Genomic DNA, 17,932 nt, shown 5'->3' on the forward strand with positions numbered 1-17,932 from the left:
ACGAGCTGACAGTGCCTACTCGCTACGCGGGTCGCGCCGCCGTCGCCGGGATCGCCGAGACCGACTACATGCGGGGCTCACCCCGCCTGCCCGTGGAGCTCATGCTGGAGGCCGCCGCCGGGGCCCTCGACGACGCCGGGCTCTCCCGCAGCGACATCGACGGGGTCATCCCTCCCCCGGGCTACACGACCGTCGAGGAGCTCGCCGCCAACCTCGGGCTGGGCGACGTCCGCTTCTCCTCCACCGTGCACATGGGCGGCGCCAGCCCGACCGCGTCGTTGCAGCACGCGGCCATGGCCGTGTCATCGGGCGTGGCCGACGCCGTGCTGGTCGTGGCCGGCTGGAACGGCTACTCGGCGTTCCGGCCACGCGACGACGTGCCGCGGCCCCGACGCGGGCTCGACCCGAACGCGGTTCTCGACACCGTTGTCGACTTCTACGTCCCCTACGGAGCGGCGTCGGCGGCGCAGTACTACGGCTGGATCGCCACCCGCTACATCCACACCTACGACATCCGTCCCACCGATGCAGGAGAGGTTGCGCTGGCCTTCCGCGCGCACGCGCAGAACAACGACAGGGCACTCATGCGGGGCCGACGTCTCACGATGGACGAGTACCTGGCGGCCCCGTGGGTCAGTGAGCCGTTCCGAAGATACGACTGCTGTCTCGAAACCGACTGTGCCGCGGCTGTCGTGGTCACGAGCACCGAACGCGCCCACGACCTGGCACAGCCGCCGGTCGTGATCCTCGGGGCGGCCGAGGGGCACCCGGCCCCCGCCGACGACCTCACCAACCGCGACGACCTCTTCCACATCGGGCTCACCGACGCTGCGCCCCGCGCGCTCGCCATGGCGGGCGTCGCCATCGGCGATCTCGACGTCCTGGGGGTGTACGACGCTTTCACGTACACGGTGCTGCTCCAGCTCGAGGCGCTCGGGGTGTGCGGTGCGGGCGAGGCCGGAGCGTTCGTCCGTGGGGGCACGCTCGCGCCCGGCGGGGCGCTTCCCACCAACACACACGGCGGCCACCTCTCCCAGGGCCACATGTGGGGGTTCAACCACGTCGTGGAGATGACGCGGCAACTGAGGGGCCAGGCAGGTGAGGCCCAGGTCGACGACGCCGAGGTGGGGCTCGTCACCGGCTGGGGCGACTTCGGCGACGGCAGCCTCGTCGTGTTGGGCGCGCCCTGATGCCCGACACGCCCCCGCCCGAGCGCGGAGTGGAGCGGACGCTCCCCGAGGCGGTCGGCCTCAACGCGGAATTCTACGGGCACTGCGCCACCGGGCGGCTCCACATCCAGCGCTGCTCCGACTGTGCGGCATGGCGCCACCCGCCGCGCTACCGGTGCCCCGAATGCGGGTCTGACGCATGGACCTGGGAGCCGTCGTCGCAGCGGGGCCGCGTCTACACGTGGACCATCACACACCGGGCCGTCGACCCGTTCTTCGCCGACAGGATCCCCTACGCGGTCGTCGTAGTCGAGACCGAGGAGGGAGTCCGGCTCGTCGGAAACACGTCCGGCATCGGCAACGACGACCTCGCACTCGACCTGCCCGTTCGCATCCATCTCGTACCGGTCGACGACAGGGTGGCCCTGCTCGAGTTCGGGCCTGGCTCGTGACCGGCGCCCTCCACCCGCCCGGTGATGAGCCCGTGGATCTCACCGTCGTCATGCCGGCCCACGACGAGGCCGACTACCTCGAGGACTCCGTGAACGAGATCGTCGAAGGGCTGCGGAAGCGACACCGGAGCTTCACCGTCCTCATCGTCGAGAACGGCTCGTCCGACGGGACCCCCGACATCGCGCGTGCCCTGGCGCAGAGCGTCCCGGAGGTGGGCACCACGTCGCTGCCGGCCGCCGACTACGGGGCCGCCCTGCGCCACGGCCTGCTCGAGGCCAAGAGCCCTCTCGTCGTCACGTTCGACGTCGACTACTTCTCCCTCACCTTCCTCGACGATGCCCTGACGCGCCTCGACACCGAGCCGGATCTGGCGGTCGTGGTCGCATCGAAGCGATCGCCCGACGCCGACGACCGCCGGCCGTGGACGCGTCGGGCCGTCACGGCGGGCTTCTCTGCGATCCTCCGCGTCGGCTTCGGGCTCGAGACGACCGACACCCACGGCATGAAGGCGCTGCGCCGACAGGCCGTGGAGCCACTCGCCCGTGCCTGCGCTTCAGGGGCCGACCTGTTCGACACCGAGCTCGTGATCCGCACCGAGCGCTCGGGCCTGGGGGTGTCGGCACTCGGGGTCACCGTCGAGGAACGTCGGCCTTCACGGACGCCTGTGCTCACGCGTGTCCCGCGGACGCTCGTGGGCCTCGCCCGGCTCCGCCACCGGCTCGGTGGACCTCGCCACGCGGGCGGAACCGGCACCGGCGGGTACCGCGGGCGCCCTTGACAGACACGTCCCACGCGGGTGACATGGTCACGTACCAGGAACCGGACACCGGGAGCGGAGCCCGTGCTCGTATTGCTCGCCCTGGCCTTCGCGGCGTTGGCCGTCGTGGGCTGCTGGCAATTCGTCGGATACATCGCAGACCGTCGACGGGCGCGCCGCCGTCGACGCGAGATCGAGACCCTCGAGAGCCTCTACGACAGCTCCGACGACTGACGCCCCGCAGCGAACCGACCGTCGACGAGCGCCTCCCTCCCCATGACCGACCCGACACGCCCTGACCGTCCCGCGGACCAGACCGCGCCACCACCGGGTCCGTACTCGGACCCGCCGCCGACCGAGCCGGCCGGTTCGACCCCGCCGCCCACGACGCCGATGCCGCCGGCCGGAGGCGGTGACATCCCACCACCTCCCGGTGGACCGGGCGCGGTGGCTCCCGACGGCGACGACGACGGTGACGGCGGCGGGCTCCCCCCGTGGGCCCCGTGGGTGCTGGGCGCCGTCGGTGTGGTCATGGCCGTCACGATCGCCGTGCTGCTGACGCTTCTTCTCACGAAGGACGACGGCGGTGAGGTCGCCGACGACACCACGACGACCGAGGAGGAGACCACCACGACGTCGTCGCCCAGCACCACCACGAGCACGACCGAGCCGGCCCCCGAGCCGACCGACCCACCCGTCGGTCCCGACATCCCGGAGCCGGGCGACGGGACCGCCGAGGGGGCCATCGCCACGTGGGCCATCGACCAGGACTTCATCTACGTCGGTGACTGCGCTGCGGCATCGCCGTCGGAGGACGTGATCCTCTGCTCGACGTTCTGGGAGGAGGGTGGCGACAGCGTGGTCTACGGCCTCGGCCCGCCGGCCTCGGAGATCGCCATCTGGGTCCTGCTCGCCCCGGGGCCCACAGGCGGTCTCGAGGTCATCGACAGCGCGGACGCCTTCGAGTTCCCGACGCCGCCGTTCTAGGGACACCCGGCCCGGACCCGGCCGAGACACGACGCTCAGCGCATCAGGTGGCGACCGGGGATAAGCGGGAGGTCGAGGGACGAGAGCAGCCCCGGGTCGGCCTCGACCACGGCGGGGATGGCGTTGAGCACCCGCATGGCGGTTGCGAGAACCCCGCCCGTGTTGTGGTCGCCGTCCTCGCCCTCGAGCGTGAGCTCGCACCGGAGCGACGGCGACCCGTCGACGGTGATCACGTAGCCGCCGCCACGAGGTGGCTGCGGCCAGTCGGGAGCCTGGTCGTCACGGAGCCGTGTCCAGTGCTCCACGATGATGGCGTCGCGGCCGTCGACCACCCCGATGACCTGGAAGTGCAACGCGGCGGTCGTGCCCTCCTCCACCACACCTGACGCGATGGTGAAGGTCTCCGTGGCGGGGAGACGCTCGTGGACCTCACGGATCTCGTCGAGATCGACGTCGAGGGCGGCGGCGATCATGTGCACGACGCCACCCCACCCGAGAGTGAGCGAGCCGGGGAGGAGCAGCAGCGGCTCGGCGTCGAGCGGCTTCCCGAAACCCATGGTCTCGAAGAGGACCTCACCCTGGTCGTAGGTGTCGTAGTTGAGGATCTCCTGTACCCGCACCGCGTCGACGCGCTCGGTGAAGCCCGTGAGGAGAATGGGCAGGAGCTCGTTGGCGAAGCCCGGGTCGATGCCGTTGGTGAACGCAGAGGTCCCACCCTTCTGGCATGCATCCTCCAGGAGCGCGCGCAGCCGCGGATCGTAGGACGGTGGGTAGACGAGCGAGACGACCGACGTGGACACGACGTTCTTGCCGGACTCGAGGGCTCTGCACATGTCGGCGACCGCGTCGTCGGGGCGGAGGTCGCCGGTGGCCATGTAGCTCACGACGTCGGCGTCGAGGGCCAACGCCGTATCGACGTCGTCGGTGGCGACCACGCCGGTGGCCGGGAGCCCGCAGAGGTCGCCGGCGTCGCGCCCGACCTTGTCGGCGCTGTGGACGATGACACCCACGAGCTCGAGATCGGGGTGCCGGATGATGGCCGGCAGGGCGGCTGCACCCACGTTCCCGGTTGCCCACTGGATGACCCTGTGCTTCATGGCGAGACAGCCTAGGTTCTCCCCCTCCGAGGTGCACCGGCCCTGCGCCGCGGGCCAGCCTGTGACGATCCACGAACCCCCGAGGTCCACATGCCTGCCACAACCCGCCTGCTCGACGGCGTCCGCGTGATCGAGAGCTCGCTTCTCGGCCCCGGCGCCATCACGACACATCTCGCCGACATGGGGGCCGACATCATCAAGGTCGAGCCGCCGGCGGGCGACTACATCCGTCAGATGACATGGCCCATCGTGCAGGGGAACTCGCTGCTCCACCTCCACGTGAGCCGCGGGAAGAAGAGCCTCGTGCTCGACCTCAAGAGACCCGAGGCCGTGGAGGTCTACCTCGACCTCGTGCGCGGGGCCGACGCCGTCGTGGAGGCGATGCGCCCCGGCGCGCTGGAACGTCGTGGGCTGGGCTACGAGCAGCTGAAGGCTGTGAACCAGGCCATTGTGTTCTGCACCGTGTCGGGCTACGGCGCCACCGGCCCCTACCGCGACCTGCCGAGCCACGGCATCGCCTACGACACCTGGGCGGGCCTCGTGAACCCCGAGACCGACGAGGAGGGGTTCACGGTCATCCCGGAGCACCCGTCGATGGGGATGCACGCCGGCCCCCTCTTCGGGGCGCTCGGCATCCTCGCCGGCATCGTGCACGCCCGCGCGACGGGGGACGGGACCCAGATGGAGGTGGCGCAGTCGGACGCGGCCGCCTACATGGACTGGTACCGCTCCGAGACCTGGCGTGCCTACGAGCGGCCCGAGTCGGAGGTCACGGGGAACGCCGCCGACAACTACGAACGTCGCGCGCCCGGAACCGCCGGGATGCGCTCCGGTGTGCGCTACCAGATCTACGACTCGTCCGACGGCTACGTGCTCTTCATGGCGTCGGAGCAGGCCTTCTGGAAGAACTTCTGCGAGGGTGTGGGACGCGAGGAGCTCTTCGAGAGGTACCCGGGGTCCAAGTACGCCGACCACGCCCCGGGGAACCGCGAGCTGCAGGCGCAGCTGAAGGAGATCTTCGCCGAACGGTCGAGTCGCGGCTGGATCGACTTCGGTCTCGAGCACAACGTGCCGATCGCGCCGGTCAACACGCCGCAGACGATCGCCGACGACCCCCAGTTCCAGGACCGCTTCCCGTGGATCCCGCGGGAGCGCCTCGACGCCGAGCAGCTGCCGTTCCCGGTGAAGATCGTCGACGGTGAACACCCGGTGCCGACGCGCGCGCCTGATGTGGGCGAGCACACCGAGGCGGTGCTCACCGAGGTCCTCGGCTACGACAGCGACCGGATCGACAACCTGCGCTCTACCGGCGCGCTGGGCCCAACGGAGTAGGGCCCAGCGCGTTTCCCGAGTCGTCGCTCGGGCGGCGCAGGATACCTGCGCCGCTGATCCTCGACTCCGACGACAGCCCACGACACGAACGATTCGGGACGCAGGCTCCCCGCCTCACCCGACGGCGATGAGGACGAGGCCTGTGAGAGCGATGGCGAGGCCCGCGACCTGACTGCGCCCCATGCGCTCGCTGAGCACGACGCGCGCCAGGAGCACGGTGACGGCAGGATACAGACCCGACACGGGAGCCACGAGGCTGATCAGGCCTCGGCGGAACGCCAGGAGCTGAAAGGCGTTGGCACTGAGCTCGAGGAGAGCGCCGCCGATCGACAACGGGTAGTCCCGGCTCGTAAGGCGCTTCGGGAGGCGGGCGACGACGACGATCACGAGGAGAATCGGGAGACTGAAGCACCGCGAGAGGAACACCGGCCAGAAGCCCGCGTGGTCACCCGTCTCGGAGAAGAAGATGAAGGCCACCCCGAATCCGATTCCGGCACCCGCGGCGACGAGCAGCTCCCGGACCCGCGACCCTCCCTCGAACGGCTGGGCCTCGGGCCCGCGCGCAACGAGCACGATGGCCACGAGGGCTGCCACGATGCCCACCACGGCGACCACCGACGGCCTCTCACCCGTCAGGATCCCCCACAGAACCGGAATCACGGAGCTGCCCACGGCACTGATCGGGGCCACGACGCTCATCCGCCCGATCGACAGACCGGTGAAGAGCAGCCCGAGCCCGGCGGTCCCGATGATCCCGACACCTGCCGACAGGAGCACGACCCTCGTCCCCGGGAACGGCTCGGGGAACAGCACGAGCAGGAGGGGCGACACCAGGAACCCCGTGGCGAGCGTCGTGACGAGCACAGCCGTGACCGCGTTGCGACGCGTGACGAAGCCACCGAGGAAGTCCGAGCTACCGAAGGCGCCGGCGGTGAGGAGTCCGAGCAGGAAGGCCAAGCCGCACAGGCTATGACCGCCGGGGTCGTCGCCCCTTCTCTTCGTCGCGAGAACTGCGCCCGTCTTTCGGCGTCAGCCGGTCCGGTGCACTCCTGTCGGTGACGGATCGATAGATTCCTGGCTCATGTCCAGGAGGCCACGATGATTCTCGACCGCTTCGACCTCAACGGAAAGGTGGCTGTTGTCACCGGAGCCGGGCGCGGAATCGGTGAGCGCTCGGCAACCGCGCTCGCCGAGATCGGCGCCGACGTGGTGTGCGCGGCACGCTCGCAGGATCAAATCGACGACACGGTGGCCCAGATCGTCGACCGGGGGCGGCGGGGTCTGGCCGTTCCGACCGACGTGAACCAACGCGCCGACCTGGAAGGCCTCATCGACGCCACGATGGAGGAGTTCGGCCGCATCGACGTTCTCGTGAACAACGCGGGTGGATGGCCGCCCCAGGAGTTCCTGAACACGAGCGACTCCGACTTCGAAGAGGCGTTCCACTTCAACGTCACGACGGCGTTCCTGCTCACACGTCTCGCCGCGCCGAAGATGGCGGAGTCCGACGGAGGCGCCGTCGTGAACATCTCGTCGCGCACGGCAAGCATCATCCTGCGGGGCTTCGTCGCCTACGGCACCGCCAAGGCCGCGCTGTCCTTCATGACGAGAAGCCTCGGTGCCGAGCTGGCCCCGAAGGTACGGGTCAACGCGATCGAGGTGGGGGCGGTGGCCACTTCCGCTCTCGAATACGTCAAGACCGACGAAGCCATCGAACGGCAGCTCGTCGACACAACGCCGATGGGGCGCATCGGTGAGGTCGACGACGTCGCCGCCATGCTCGTCTACCTGGCGAGCCCCGCTTCGCAGTGGGTCACCGGGAAGATCATGCAGGTCGACGGAGGCGTCGAGACACAGCAGTTCGAGTTTCCTCCGGCCGACCTCTGAGCCGACCCGCCCGGGCCCGGAGGCGGCGGGTGCCCGTCCCGGGGCACAATGACGTCACATTGACCGCCGCCCGGAGCAAACGTGCCTGAGTCACTCCCCACCGCGAGTCCCCGGGGCCGCAGCGCCGACGACGTCGAACCACGTCTCTCGGCGTGGCTCGCCGAGCGCGAATCGACGAGCCCACCCACCGTCACGGTCGAGCCGATGTCGGGCTCCAGCGGGATGTCGAGCGAAACCGTCCTGTTCGAGGCGGCATGGGCAGACGGGCGACCGCCGGAACGACTCGTCGCGCGCATGGAGCCCGACGACCCCGTTCCCGTCTTCCCCCACTACGACATGGAGCTCCAGTTCCGCTGCCTCGAGACCGTGCAGGAGCACACGTCGGTTCCCGTCCCACGGCCCCGCTGGTTCGAGCCGGACGGCGCCGTGCTCGGCGCTCCCTTCTTCGTGATGGACCGCGTCGACGGGCAGGTTCCTCCCGACCTGCCCCCCTACACGTTCGAGGGCTGGGTGTACGACGCCGACACGGAGGACCAGGAGCGGCTCTGGCTGTCGTCCATCGACGTGCTCGCCGGAGTCCACACCCTCAATCCCCGGGACCACGACCTGACGTTTCTCGACCGCGGTGGGGACGGCGACGACGACCTCGGCCGCTACCTGAACCGCGAGCGCGACTTCCTGGCGTGGGCATGTGACGTCGGGAGGTATCCGACCATCACCGCCGCGCTCGACTGGCTCGTGGAGAACAGGCCACCGGATCCCGGCCCGTCGGTCATGAACTGGGGCGATGCACGACTCGGCAACATCATGTTCCGCGACTTCACCCCGGTGGCCGTCTTCGACTGGGAGATGGCCGCCCTGGGCCCCCGCGAGACCGATGTGGGGTGGTCACTGTTCCTGCACCGCTTCTTCGTGGAGGTGGCCGACCAGCTCGGCATCGAGCCGGGGGTCCACGTCCCCGACCGCGACGCCACGATCGACCACTACGAACACGTAGCGGGTGCGCGTCTGTACGATCTCGAGTGGTACGAGGCGTTCGCCGGATACCGGTTCTCGGCCATCATCACCCGAACCGACGCCCGAACGGTCGCCTCGGGCCAGACCGAGCCGCCCGACAACCCCGAGGACACGATCCACCCGCTGCCGCTCCTCCGGAAGATCACCGGGCTCTGAGAGGACTCCGTGACGGCACCCGCGCGCACACCCCTCGTCTACGACCCGTTCGACTACGGGATCGACGCGGACCCGCACCCGGTGTGGAGGCGAATGCGCGACGAGGCTCCGCTGTACAGGAACGACGAGCACGACTTCTGGGCGCTCAGCCGCTTCGCCGACGTCCTCGAGGCCTCGCTCGACTGGCGCACGTACTCGTCGGCGCACGGCACGGTGCTCGATCTCATGACCGAGGAGGAGCAGACCGACGCCTCCATGATCTTCACGGACCCACCCGAGCACGACGAGCTCCGGCACCTCGTGTCGGGAGCGTTCACACCGAAACGAATCAGCGCGCTGGAGGGGCGTGCCCGTACCATCGCGTCGGGCCTCCTCGACAGCGTCGTCGAGGGGTCCGCGGGCCGTTCGGCCACGACCTTCGACTTCGTCCAGGACTTCGGGGCCCGTCTGCCGACCGCGGTGATCTCCTCTCTGCTCGGCGTTCCCGAGAACGACCAGGACCGGCTGCGCCACCTGACCGACACGATGCTCTACCGCGGACCCGACGGCGAGGTTCCCGGTGAGTCCACGCTGGACGCCATGGCGGAACTCGGCGCCTACATCCTCGACCTGATCGACGAGCGGAGAGAGAGTCCCGGCGACGATCTCGTGTCCGTTCTCCTCGCCGCCGAGCTGAAGCATCCCGACGGCACCGGGCGCCGGCTCACGCGCCGCGAGATCCACGACTTCACCGTGCTCCTGTTTGCCGCCGGCAACGAGACCGTCGCACGCCTCCTCGGCAACGCCGCCGTGATCCTGGCCGAGTACGCCGACCAGCGGGCACGGCTCGCCGCCGACCCGACGGGGATCCCCAACGCCGTCGAGGAGCTGCTGCGCTTCGAGGCCCCGTCACCCGTTCAGGGTCGCTGGACGACCCGCGACGTGGAGCTGCACGGCGCGACCGTTCCCGCCGGCTCCCGGATGCTCCTGCTCACGGGGAGCGCCGGCCGCGACGAGCGCGAGTACGACGACCCCGACACGTTCGACATCTCGCGTGTGTTCTCGCGCCACGTCACGTTCGGCTACGGGATCCACTTCTGCCTGGGAGCGTCGCTCGCCCGGCTCGAGGCGCGCGTGGCCCTCGAGGAGGTGCTGTCACGATTCCCCGAGTGGCAGATCGACACGCCCGGCCTCGAGCGCGTCCACACCAGTAACGTGCGGGGATTCCACCGGGTGCCCGTCTCCGTCTGAGCGACGCCCGGGAGAGGCCGACCGACCGGAAGGAACGAGCCGTGTGCCTTGTCGTCCTGGTGGGTGCCTTCGCACCCCGATTCGCGATCTTCCTCGTCTGGCTGTTCAGCAATCGCATGGCGCTGGCGTTCGACAGCTTCTGGATCGCCCTGGCCGGGTTCGTCTTCCTGCCGTTCACCACGCTGCTCTACGCCATCGCCTACCAGCCCATCGTCGGTGTGAGCGGCTTCGGCTGGTTCCTCGTGGGCATGGGCTTCGTGCTCGACATCGCCAACTGGTTGGGTGGCGCTCGCCAGAGAGACCAGCGCCGCTACGACTGACAGCAGGCCTCGCGTCGGCTGCCGGCCCGGAGTCGTCAGACCTCGGAGTGGGTGACGGGCTCCTCGCCCATCCACTCGCGCAGCGTGTTCTTCAGCTTCGTCTGTTGGATGAACAAATCGTGCTCCGGAGGAAGGTCGGTCGCCGTGTCGGGCGACTTGAAGTAGAAGCTCAACCACTCCTGCACACCCGATTCACCGGCACGTGCGGACAGATCGAGGAACAGTGCGAGGTCGAGCACGATCGGTGCCGCCAGGATCGAGTCGCGGCAGAGGAAGTTGATCTTGATCTGCATCGGGTAGCCGAGCCAGCCTGAGATGTCGATGTTGTCCCAGCCCTCCTTGTTGTCGCCGCGTGGCGGGTAGTAGTTGATCCTCACGACGTGGTCGATGTCTCCGTAGAGCTCCGGGTACACGTCGGGCTGGAGGATCGTGTCGAGCACCCCGAGCTTCGAGACCTCCTTGGTCTTGAAGTTCTCGGGGTCGTCGAGCACTTCGCCGTCGCGGTTGCCGAGGATGTTCGTGGAGTACCACCCGTCGATGCCGAGCATCCGCGCCTTGAGGCCCGGCGTGAGGGTCGTCTTCATCCAGGTCTGGCCGGTCTTGAAGTCCTTGCCGGCGATCGGGATGCCCCGCCTCTTCGCCAACTCCACCAGGGCCGGGACGTCGCACGAGAGGTTGGGTGCGCCGTTGGCGAACGGCACGCCGGACATCAGCGCCGCGTAGAGGTAGATCTGGCTGGGAGCGATGTCGACGTCGTCACGGCGCAGCCCCTGCTCGAACGCCTCGATGCTCTGGTGAACGTCGCTGATCTCCTGGTAGGCCTCGGTGGAGCCACACCACACCATCACCAGTCGGTCGCAGTCGTTGTCGGCGCGGAACCGCTCGATGTCGTCGATGAGTGCCTCGGCCTGTGCCAGCTTCCCTCTCACCGCCTTCACACGCCGGCCGTCGAGCCGTTTCACCCACTCGCTGTCGAAGACGGCGTCCATGGCGACGATCCCTTCGAGCTCGGCCGAGATCGGGCCGAGATCCTCGTCGCTCAGCACACCCGCCGTGCGGGCCGCCTCGAGAGCGTTGGGTGAGATGGGGTCCCACGCGCCGAAGACGAGGTCATCGAGGTCAGCCAGCGGAACGAAGTCACGGATCAGCGGATTGCGGCCCTCGTCACGCCCGCCGAGGCGGATGTGGGCCATCTGGGACAGGGAGCCGACCGGCGCGGACAGCCCGTTGCGGATTGAGAGAACGCCGGCGATGAAGGTGGACGCCACGGCGCCGAGCCCGGGCGTGAGCACGCCCAGGCGGCCTGAGGCAGGTGTGATCTGTGTGGAGGTCATGCCTCACCCTGCCACACGGACGGGTCGGTGGCTCAGGCCGGGGCCCCGACCGGAGCGGTCGGGGTGAACCTGACCGGCAGCGACTCGAAACCGCTGATGAAGCTGGACGCCCGGCGCGGGAGGTCCGTGTAGGGAACTGCCAACTCGACATCGGGTATCCGGGCCAGCAGCTGCTCGAACAGGACGCGGAGCTCCAGGCGGGCCAGGGCGCTCCCCATGCAGAAGTGCGGCCCGAAACCGAAAGCCAGGTGCAGGTTCGGGCTCCGGTGGATGTCGAAGGTGTGCGGGTCGTCGAACACCTCCTCGTCGCGGTTGGCCGACGGGTACAGCATGAGGACGTCATCGCCGGCTCTGAGTCGCTGACCTCGCAGCTCGACATCCCGCGTGACTCGGCGGTTCATGTTCTTGACCGGCGACACCCACCGCAGCATCTCGTCCACGGCCGACTTCATGAACGACGGATCGGCAGCGAGCTCGTCGCGCTGGTCGGGGTGGTGGCACAGCTCCGCCAGGCCCCCGCTGATGACGTGCCGCGTGGTCTCGTCACCGCCGATGAGGATGAGGAGTGACTCCCACACGAGCGAGTCGTCGTCGAGGGAGTCGCCGTCGACCTCCGCGTGCACGAGGACCGAGATGAGGTCGTCGGCCGGGCATCCACGTCGTTCCTCGATAGCGGCCGTCTGGTGCCCCCAGAAGCCCTCCATGGCGCCGGCGGCCTCGAGCAGCGCCTCGGGGTCGGTGGACGTCGTGCCCTTCAGCATCTGGTCGGACCACTCGAGGAGCTGCGGCCGGTCGCTCTCGGGGAACCCCAGCATGTCGGCGATCACGATGAGCGGAAGGTGCGCGGCCACGTCCCACACGAAATCGCACTCCCCACGCTCGCACACACCGTCGAGCAGGTCGTCGCAGATCTGGCGCAGGCGGGCCTCCTGCGCACGTACGCGGGGAGGTGTGAATCCACGGCTCACGAGCTTGCGTCGAAGCGCATGCTCGGGGTCGTCCATGGAGATCATCATGGGGGTGGCCTCCATGCGCGGCCGGATGTTGGCGGCGTTCGAGAAGACCTCGGGGTTCTTCTCCGACGCCACGATGTCGTCGTAGCGGCTCAGAGCCCACACGTCGGTGTGCGGGTCGTGGTAGACGGGCGCGTTCCGGCGCATCCACGTCCACGCTTCGTGGGGCTCCGTAGCGTAGAAGCCGCCGTCCATGAGGTCGATGTCGTCGCGCACCGGATGGTCGCCGCGGTGCTCGAACCCGCCGGCACGCATCGCCGCCATCGCGGCGTCGGTCGACGCGGTGAGCTCGCCGATGTGGTCGGTCACACCGGACACGATACCGGTGCCGTCGGGCGCGGCCCATCGCAGGGGGTCACGTTCGGTTCGGGTCCACTTCCCTCAGGAATCGGTGTCGGCCTCGAGGTGGACGAGGAGGTCTCCCGCATCGACCTTGTCGCCGGCTGCCACACGGACGTCGGTGACCACCGCCGGGCCGTGGGCGGTGATGCGGTGCTCCATCTTCATGGCCTCGAGGACCAGGAGGGTCTGGCCCTCCTCGACGCTGTCGCCGACTGCCACGTCGACCGAGATCACGGTGCCGGGGAGCGGGGCGTGCGGACCGCCGCCCGCCATGTCGGCGTCCTGGCCGGTGAACAGCGGTTCGAGTGCCCACGCCGCAGAGCCCGCCTCCGACACGGCGTCGAACCGGGCGCCCGAGAGCGTGACGGAGACCGACGTGCGCACGCCGTCGAGTTCCACGACGACCACGTCGCCGTCGCTTCGTAGCTCACGGACATTCACGGCGCGGCGCTCGTCGTCGGGCAGAGCACCCTCCTCGTCGGGCTCGGGCCAGTCGCCGACGAGGAACGTGAGCCCGTCGCCGGGCGTCCGGACGTACTCAAGTCGCAGTTCCTCCCGGAGGGTGTCGTCGACGAGAACCCGGCGTTGCCCGCGCGTCCGGAGGTTTCGCCAACCCGACGGGGCGAACCCCCACAGCCGATCGGCGTCGCGGTTGCGCCGCTCGAAGGCCAGCGAACCTGCAACCGCGAGCACCAGGCGGTCGTCACCGGTCGGGCCGGTGGCATCGACGAGAGCGGGATGATCGTCGAGGAAGCTCGTCGGGGTCTCGGCAGCGAGGAAGTCGCCGTCGCCCAGGACGGCCACCAGGGCGTCGCGGTTCGTGCGCACGCCCGAGATCCGTGCGGTGCGCAGTGCACGGGCGAGGGTCTGGGCCGCCTCCTCGCGGCCGGGGGCGTACGCGATCACCTTGGCGAGGAGCGAGTCGTAGTCGGGCGACACGACCGAGCCGCTGCGAACGCCCGGGTCGGTGCGCACCATGTCTGCGATCTCGAAGCGCTCGATCGTGCCGGTGGAGGGAAGCCAACCCGCCGCGGGTTCCTCGGCGACGAGTCGTGCCTCGATGGCGTGGCCCGACACCGACACGTCGTCCTGGGCGATGGGAAGTGGCTCCCCGGCCGCCACCCGGAGCTGGAGCTCGACCAGGTCGAGGCCGGTGACGGCCTCGGTGACCGGGTGCTCCACCTGGAGGCGGGTGTTGACCTCGAGGAACGTGATCGTCCCGTCGTCGCCCACGAGGAACTCGACGGTGCCGGCGTTCTCGTAGCCGACGTGGCGGGCGAGCGCGAGTGCGCCGTCGCACAGAGCGACCCGGGTGACCTGGTCGATCCCCGCCGAGGGCGCCTCCTCGACGATCTTCTGGTTGCGCCGCTGGATCGAGCACTCGCGCTCGCCCAGATGGACGACGTTTCCGTGCGTGTCGCCGAGGATCTGCACCTCGATGTGGCGGCCGTGCTCGACGAACGGCTCGATGAACACGGTGCCGTCGCCGAAGGCCGACTTCGCCTCCCGCGCCGCGGCCTCCACGGCCGAGTTGAGATCATCGGCGTCGCGGACGATCCGCATCCCGCGACCGCCACCCCCGGCGGCGGCTTTCACCAGCGCCGGGATCGGGACGTCGCCCGGCACCGACCCCGGAGCGGCCGCCAGCACCTCGGTCGTCGGAACGCCTGCGTCGACGGCCGCCTCCTTGGCGGCGACCTTGTCGCCGAGGAGCTCGATCTGAGCCGCGGTCGGTCCGACCCACACCAGCCCGGCGTCGACGACCGCCCGCGCGAAATCAGCGTTCTCCGCCAAGAACCCGTAGCCGGGGTGTACCGCGTCGCAGCCGGTCGACAGCGCCGCGTCGAGGACGGCGTCGATACGCAGGTACGACTCCGCAGGTGTGGCGCCGCCGAGAGCCACGGCGCGGTCGACGGTGTCGACGTGCAGGGCGTCGCGGTCGGGCTCGGAGTAGACCCCCACGGTGTCGAGCCCGAGACGGTGCGCGCTGCGGGCGATCCGCACCGTGATCTCGCCCCGGTTGGCGATGAGGAGGCGTCGGAGCATCAGTGGCGCCAGACCCCGAACTCGGTGCTCCCGCGCACCTCGTTGCTGTGGACCGTCGACAGCGCCATGCCGAGCACCGTGCGCGTGTCGTTGGGATGGATGATGCCGTCGTCCCAGAGTCGCCCCGTGGCGTAGAGCGCCGTGGACTCACCCTCGACCTGCTCCTCCAGGGCCGACGTGAGCGCCGAGAGCTCCTCCTCGTCCACGTCGGTTCCGCGGCGTTCGGCGGAGCGCCGGGCGATGATGTCCATCACGCCGGCGAGCTGTCGGGGACCCATCACGGCGATCCGGTGGTTCGGCCACGTGAACACGAACCGGGGGTCGTAGGCTCGGCCCGACATCCCGTAGTTCCCGGCCCCGTAGCTCGCCCCCACCATCATCACGAGATGCGGGACGTCGGAGTTCGACACGGCGTTGATCAGCTTGGCGCCGTTCTTGATGATGCCCCCCTGCTCGGCCTTGGACCCGACCATGAAGCCGGTGATGTTCTGGAAGAAGACCAGCGGCGTGTCGGTCCTGTTGCAGAGCTGGATGAACTGGGCGCCCTTCTCCGACTCCTCGGAGAAGAGAATCCCGTTGTTGGCGAGGACGCCGACGGGGAAGCCGTGGATCGACGCCCAGCCGCACACGAGCTTGTCGCCGTAGAGCGGCTTGAACTCCTCGAAGCGGCTGCCGTCGAGTGTGCGGGCGAGGATCTCCCGGACCTCGAAGGGGACCCGCACGTCGGCCGACGCGCACCCGATCAGCTCGCCCGGGTCGTGGAGCGGTGGGTCGTCGGGCTCGGTCGGGCCGGGGCCGAGCTTCTGCCAGTTGAGGTGCGCCACGATGTCGCGCCCGATGCGCAGCGCGTCCATCTCGTCGACGGCGAGGTAGTCCGACAACCCGCTGGTGCGCGAGTGCATCTCGGCGCCTCCGAGCGTCTCCTCGTCGACGTCCTCGTCGATCGCCATCTTCACGAGTGGCGGCCCGCCGAGGTAGGCCGTGGCCCGTTCCTTGACCATCACGACGTAGTCGCTCATCCCGGGCACGTACGCACCGCCGGCGGTGGCGGGGCCGAACCCGAGGGTGATCGTGGGAATCCCCAGACGTGAGAGCTGCGTGAGGTTCTTGAACTGGGCACCCCCCGGCACGAAGATGTCGGCCTGCCGGGGCAGGTCGGCTCCCGCCGACTCGTTGAGCATCACGAGTGGCAGCCGGTTGCGCCGGACGATCTCGTAGAGGCGGGCACCCTTGGCCAGCGTGTTCGGGTTGGCCGATCCCCCGCGCACGGTGAGATCTGTCCCGCTGATCATCACCTCGGTGCCCTCGACGATTCCGATCCCGCTGACGGTCCCCGCGCCCACCGGGTCGCCGGTTCCCCACGCCGCCAGGGGACTGAGCTCGAGGAACGGGGTGTCGGGATCGACGAACGCCTCGATGCGCTCCCGCACGAGCAATTTGCCCCGCTTGTGGTGCCGGTCGACGTAGCGCTCTCCCCCGACGGTCGGGACGGCGGCCAGCTCGGACGCCACGTCGTCCCACAGTCCGACCATCGCGTCGCGGTTGGAGCGGTAGTCGTCAGAGCCCGTGTCGAGATGACTGCGGAGAACCGGGCGGGACGGTGTCGGCACAGCGGGCACGCTACCGCGCCACCTCCGGCAGCTCGGGCAATCGGTCGCCGCGGGTCGGTGGCGGCTACGCGACCGGAGAGCTCAGTTCCGTTCCACGTGCTCGGCGAGGATCTCGGCCAGGACCGTCGCGTTGCAGTGGTCGGCGTCCTTGGCCCCGAACACCAGCGTCACGCGGCCGCTGTCGACGAGCGCCTTCAGCTCATCGAGCGCCCCCGACGCCGGCTCGTCGGCCAACTCGTCACGGTACCGGCGGCGGAACTCCTCCCACTTGTCGGTGTCGTGGCCGTACCACCGCCGGAGGTCGTCGCTCGGCGCCACGTCGCGGAGCCACGTGCCGATCTCCAGGTCGTCGCGCGAGACCCCCCGGGGCCACAGCCGGTCGACGAGAACGCGCCGACCGTCGACGCGACCGGGTGGGTCGTAGGCCCGCCGTGTCCAGACCCTGGAACTCATGGCCTTCCCCTCTCCGCTGCTCGTCGAGGAACAAATTATCCAGTATCGGTTGGAAATAAAATCCCGTGCGCCCGCGTTGTTTCGCGGTGACCCCGGTAGAAGCGGAGGCGCCATGCGGAAGTTCTCGGTCCGACCCACGCTCACGATGCAGGGGCGCACCTTCAAGGGTCTGCGGGGGTGGTCCGGCAAGCCCCTCCACCCGCCGCTCACCGACGTGCCCATCGCGGCCTACATCCTGGCCGCCGCCTTCGACCTGGTGTCCGCCATCGGTGGGACAGGGCACACGTGGACGCGCGAGCTGTGGCACGCCGGGACCTTCGTCTTCATCGCCGGCGCTCTGGTGTCGGTACTCGCCGCCCTCACCGGCTTCTGGGACCGGCACACCTCGTCCGAGGCGGGGACGCAGGCCCGGCGAACCATCAACACGCACGCCGCGATCATGGTGGTCGTCACCCTCCTCGCTCTGGTCGACATCGTCTGGCGGCTGAACGTGTACAACACCGCGGCGGTGGCGCCGGTCGGGATCGTCGTGCTGTCGGGCGTGGTCGCCCTTCTCGTGTCGATCGGGTCCACCTTCGGCGGGAGTCTCGTCTACGAGTACGGCTTCAACGTCGAGACCGCCGGCGACCATCCTGTCTGGCACCGCTCCGAGACCGACGTCTTCCCGGGCGAGAAGGACGTCGAGGACCGCCCCGACTCTCCCGTCGAGGAGGAGGTCCCGGTGTGACG

At 69.5% G+C, this 17,932-nt stretch carries 19 protein-coding genes; 11 read left to right on the forward strand and 8 right to left on the reverse strand.

Features of this window, described 5'->3' with window-relative positions; genetic code table 11:
- The first annotated feature begins 11 nt into the window (after positions 1 to 11).
- From R3A49_06970 to R3A49_06985, 4 genes are all read left to right on the forward strand, one after another.
- Positions 12 to 1,190, forward strand: a complete 1,179-nt coding sequence (locus R3A49_06970) for a transporter (protein MEZ5170473.1) — start codon at positions 12 to 14, stop codon at positions 1,188 to 1,190.
- Positions 1,190 to 1,621 carry an OB-fold domain-containing protein gene (locus R3A49_06975; GenBank protein ID MEZ5170474.1) on the forward strand — a complete coding sequence of 144 codons (432 nt, stop codon included), beginning with the start codon at positions 1,190 to 1,192 and terminating at the stop codon, positions 1,619 to 1,621. Before R3A49_06970 ends, R3A49_06975 begins: the two co-directional genes overlap by 1 nt.
- 32 nt (positions 1,622 to 1,653) lie before the next feature.
- A complete protein-coding gene (locus R3A49_06980; protein ID MEZ5170475.1) occupies positions 1,654 to 2,400 on the forward strand; it encodes a glycosyltransferase family 2 protein in 747 nt (248 codons plus the stop codon).
- Between the two features lie 63 nt (positions 2,401 to 2,463).
- A complete protein-coding gene (locus R3A49_06985) occupies positions 2,464 to 2,613 on the forward strand; it encodes a hypothetical protein (protein MEZ5170476.1) in 150 nt (49 codons plus the stop codon).
- Here the strand turns inward: R3A49_06985 and R3A49_06990 are convergent.
- Entirely contained in the window at positions 2,592 to 2,798 is a 207-nt protein-coding gene (locus R3A49_06990) for a hypothetical protein (protein MEZ5170477.1), read from the reverse strand. The two genes, R3A49_06985 and R3A49_06990, sit on opposite strands and share 22 nt — an antisense overlap.
- A 28-nt stretch (positions 2,799 to 2,826) precedes the next feature.
- On the opposite strand from R3A49_06990, the gene R3A49_06995 reads away from it, so the two are divergent.
- Positions 2,827 to 3,366, forward strand: coding sequence for a hypothetical protein (locus tag R3A49_06995; protein ID MEZ5170478.1), 540 nt, complete (start codon positions 2,827 to 2,829; stop codon positions 3,364 to 3,366).
- A gap of 35 nt (positions 3,367 to 3,401) precedes the next feature.
- On the opposite strand, the gene R3A49_07000 is transcribed toward R3A49_06995, so the two are convergent.
- Complete coding sequence (locus R3A49_07000) at positions 3,402 to 4,463, reverse strand: diacylglycerol kinase (GenBank protein MEZ5170479.1); 1,062 nt, start codon at positions 4,461 to 4,463, stop codon at positions 3,402 to 3,404.
- A gap of 90 nt (positions 4,464 to 4,553) precedes the next feature.
- Here R3A49_07000 and R3A49_07005 point away from each other — a divergent pair, with 90 nt between their 5' ends.
- Complete coding sequence (locus R3A49_07005) at positions 4,554 to 5,795, forward strand: CoA transferase (protein MEZ5170480.1); 1,242 nt, start codon at positions 4,554 to 4,556, stop codon at positions 5,793 to 5,795.
- Between the two features lie 114 nt (positions 5,796 to 5,909).
- Here the strand turns inward: R3A49_07005 and R3A49_07010 are convergent, their stop codons facing one another.
- Complete coding sequence (locus R3A49_07010) at positions 5,910 to 6,752, reverse strand: DMT family transporter (protein MEZ5170481.1); 843 nt, start codon at positions 6,750 to 6,752, stop codon at positions 5,910 to 5,912.
- A gap of 141 nt (positions 6,753 to 6,893) precedes the next feature.
- Between R3A49_07010 and R3A49_07015 the strand changes: the two genes are divergently transcribed.
- The 4 genes from R3A49_07015 to R3A49_07030 all read left to right on the forward strand — a co-directional run bounded on the left by R3A49_07015 (position 6,894) and on the right by R3A49_07030 (position 10,405).
- Positions 6,894 to 7,682 carry a glucose 1-dehydrogenase gene (locus R3A49_07015; protein MEZ5170482.1) on the forward strand — a complete coding sequence of 263 codons (789 nt, stop codon included), beginning with the start codon at positions 6,894 to 6,896 and terminating at the stop codon, positions 7,680 to 7,682.
- Between the two features lie 81 nt (positions 7,683 to 7,763).
- Positions 7,764 to 8,855, forward strand: coding sequence for a phosphotransferase family protein (locus R3A49_07020; protein MEZ5170483.1), 1,092 nt, complete (start codon positions 7,764 to 7,766; stop codon positions 8,853 to 8,855).
- 9 nt (positions 8,856 to 8,864) lie between these two features.
- On the forward strand, positions 8,865 to 10,085 hold the full coding sequence (locus tag R3A49_07025; GenBank protein MEZ5170484.1) for a cytochrome P450: 1,221 nt from the start codon (positions 8,865 to 8,867) through the stop codon (positions 10,083 to 10,085).
- A 41-nt stretch (positions 10,086 to 10,126) separates the two neighbouring features.
- Positions 10,127 to 10,405 carry a hypothetical protein gene (locus tag R3A49_07030; protein ID MEZ5170485.1) on the forward strand — a complete coding sequence of 93 codons (279 nt, stop codon included), beginning with the start codon at positions 10,127 to 10,129 and terminating at the stop codon, positions 10,403 to 10,405.
- Between the two features lie 35 nt (positions 10,406 to 10,440).
- On the opposite strand, the gene R3A49_07035 is transcribed toward R3A49_07030, so the two are convergent.
- The 5 genes from R3A49_07035 to R3A49_07055 all read right to left on the reverse strand — a co-directional run bounded on the left by R3A49_07035 (position 10,441) and on the right by R3A49_07055 (position 17,203).
- Complete coding sequence (locus tag R3A49_07035) at positions 10,441 to 11,739, reverse strand: inositol-3-phosphate synthase (GenBank protein MEZ5170486.1); 1,299 nt, start codon at positions 11,737 to 11,739, stop codon at positions 10,441 to 10,443.
- Positions 11,740 to 11,771: 32 nt separating this feature from the next.
- Positions 11,772 to 13,007, reverse strand: a complete 1,236-nt coding sequence (locus R3A49_07040) for a cytochrome P450 (GenBank protein MEZ5170487.1) — start codon at positions 13,005 to 13,007, stop codon at positions 11,772 to 11,774.
- Between the two features lie 126 nt (positions 13,008 to 13,133).
- A complete protein-coding gene (locus R3A49_07045) occupies positions 13,134 to 15,140 on the reverse strand; it encodes a biotin carboxylase N-terminal domain-containing protein (GenBank protein MEZ5170488.1) in 2,007 nt (668 codons plus the stop codon).
- A complete protein-coding gene (locus R3A49_07050; protein MEZ5170489.1) occupies positions 15,140 to 16,672 on the reverse strand; it encodes a carboxyl transferase domain-containing protein in 1,533 nt (510 codons plus the stop codon). Before R3A49_07050 ends, R3A49_07045 begins: the two co-directional genes overlap by 1 nt.
- Before the next feature lie 159 nt (positions 16,673 to 16,831).
- Complete coding sequence (locus tag R3A49_07055) at positions 16,832 to 17,203, reverse strand: DUF488 family protein (protein MEZ5170490.1); 372 nt, start codon at positions 17,201 to 17,203, stop codon at positions 16,832 to 16,834.
- A gap of 112 nt (positions 17,204 to 17,315) precedes the next feature.
- Here R3A49_07055 and R3A49_07060 point away from each other — a divergent pair, with 112 nt between their 5' ends.
- Entirely contained in the window at positions 17,316 to 17,930 is a 615-nt protein-coding gene (locus R3A49_07060) for a DUF2231 domain-containing protein (GenBank protein ID MEZ5170491.1), read from the forward strand.
- Positions 17,931 to 17,932: the final 2 nt, after the last annotated feature.

This window comes from Acidimicrobiia bacterium (assembly GCA_041394025.1).
In the GTDB taxonomy this organism is placed as follows: domain Bacteria; phylum Actinomycetota; class Acidimicrobiia; order IMCC26256; family JAOSJL01; genus JAOSJL01.

What these genes read in the sequence shown, in the direction of transcription:
- R3A49_07015 (MEZ5170482.1), top strand. Translation starts at nt 6,894, where the DNA reads ATGATTCTCGACCGCTTCGACCTCAACGGAAAGGTGGCTGTTGTCACC.
- R3A49_07050 (MEZ5170489.1), bottom strand. Translation starts at nt 16,672, where the DNA reads ATGGTCGGACTGTGGGACGACGTGGCGTCCGAGCTGGCCGCCGTCCCG.
- R3A49_07055 (MEZ5170490.1), bottom strand. Translation starts at nt 17,203, where the DNA reads ATGAGTTCCAGGGTCTGGACACGGCGGGCCTACGACCCACCCGGTCGC.
- R3A49_07005 (MEZ5170480.1), top strand. Translation starts at nt 4,554, where the DNA reads ATGCCTGCCACAACCCGCCTGCTCGACGGCGTCCGCGTGATCGAGAGC.
- R3A49_06990 (MEZ5170477.1), bottom strand. Translation starts at nt 2,798, where the DNA reads ATGTCACCGCCTCCGGCCGGCGGCATCGGCGTCGTGGGCGGCGGGGTC.
- R3A49_07000 (MEZ5170479.1), bottom strand. Translation starts at nt 4,463, where the DNA reads ATGAAGCACAGGGTCATCCAGTGGGCAACCGGGAACGTGGGTGCAGCC.
- R3A49_07035 (MEZ5170486.1), bottom strand. Translation starts at nt 11,739, where the DNA reads ATGACCTCCACACAGATCACACCTGCCTCAGGCCGCCTGGGCGTGCTC.
- R3A49_07045 (MEZ5170488.1), bottom strand. Translation starts at nt 15,140, where the DNA reads ATGCTCCGACGCCTCCTCATCGCCAACCGGGGCGAGATCACGGTGCGG.
- R3A49_07040 (MEZ5170487.1), bottom strand. Translation starts at nt 13,007, where the DNA reads ATGCGTGCCGGCGGGTTCGAGCACCGCGGCGACCATCCGGTGCGCGAC.
- R3A49_07060 (MEZ5170491.1), top strand. Translation starts at nt 17,316, where the DNA reads ATGCGGAAGTTCTCGGTCCGACCCACGCTCACGATGCAGGGGCGCACC.
- R3A49_06975 (MEZ5170474.1), top strand. Translation starts at nt 1,190, where the DNA reads ATGCCCGACACGCCCCCGCCCGAGCGCGGAGTGGAGCGGACGCTCCCC.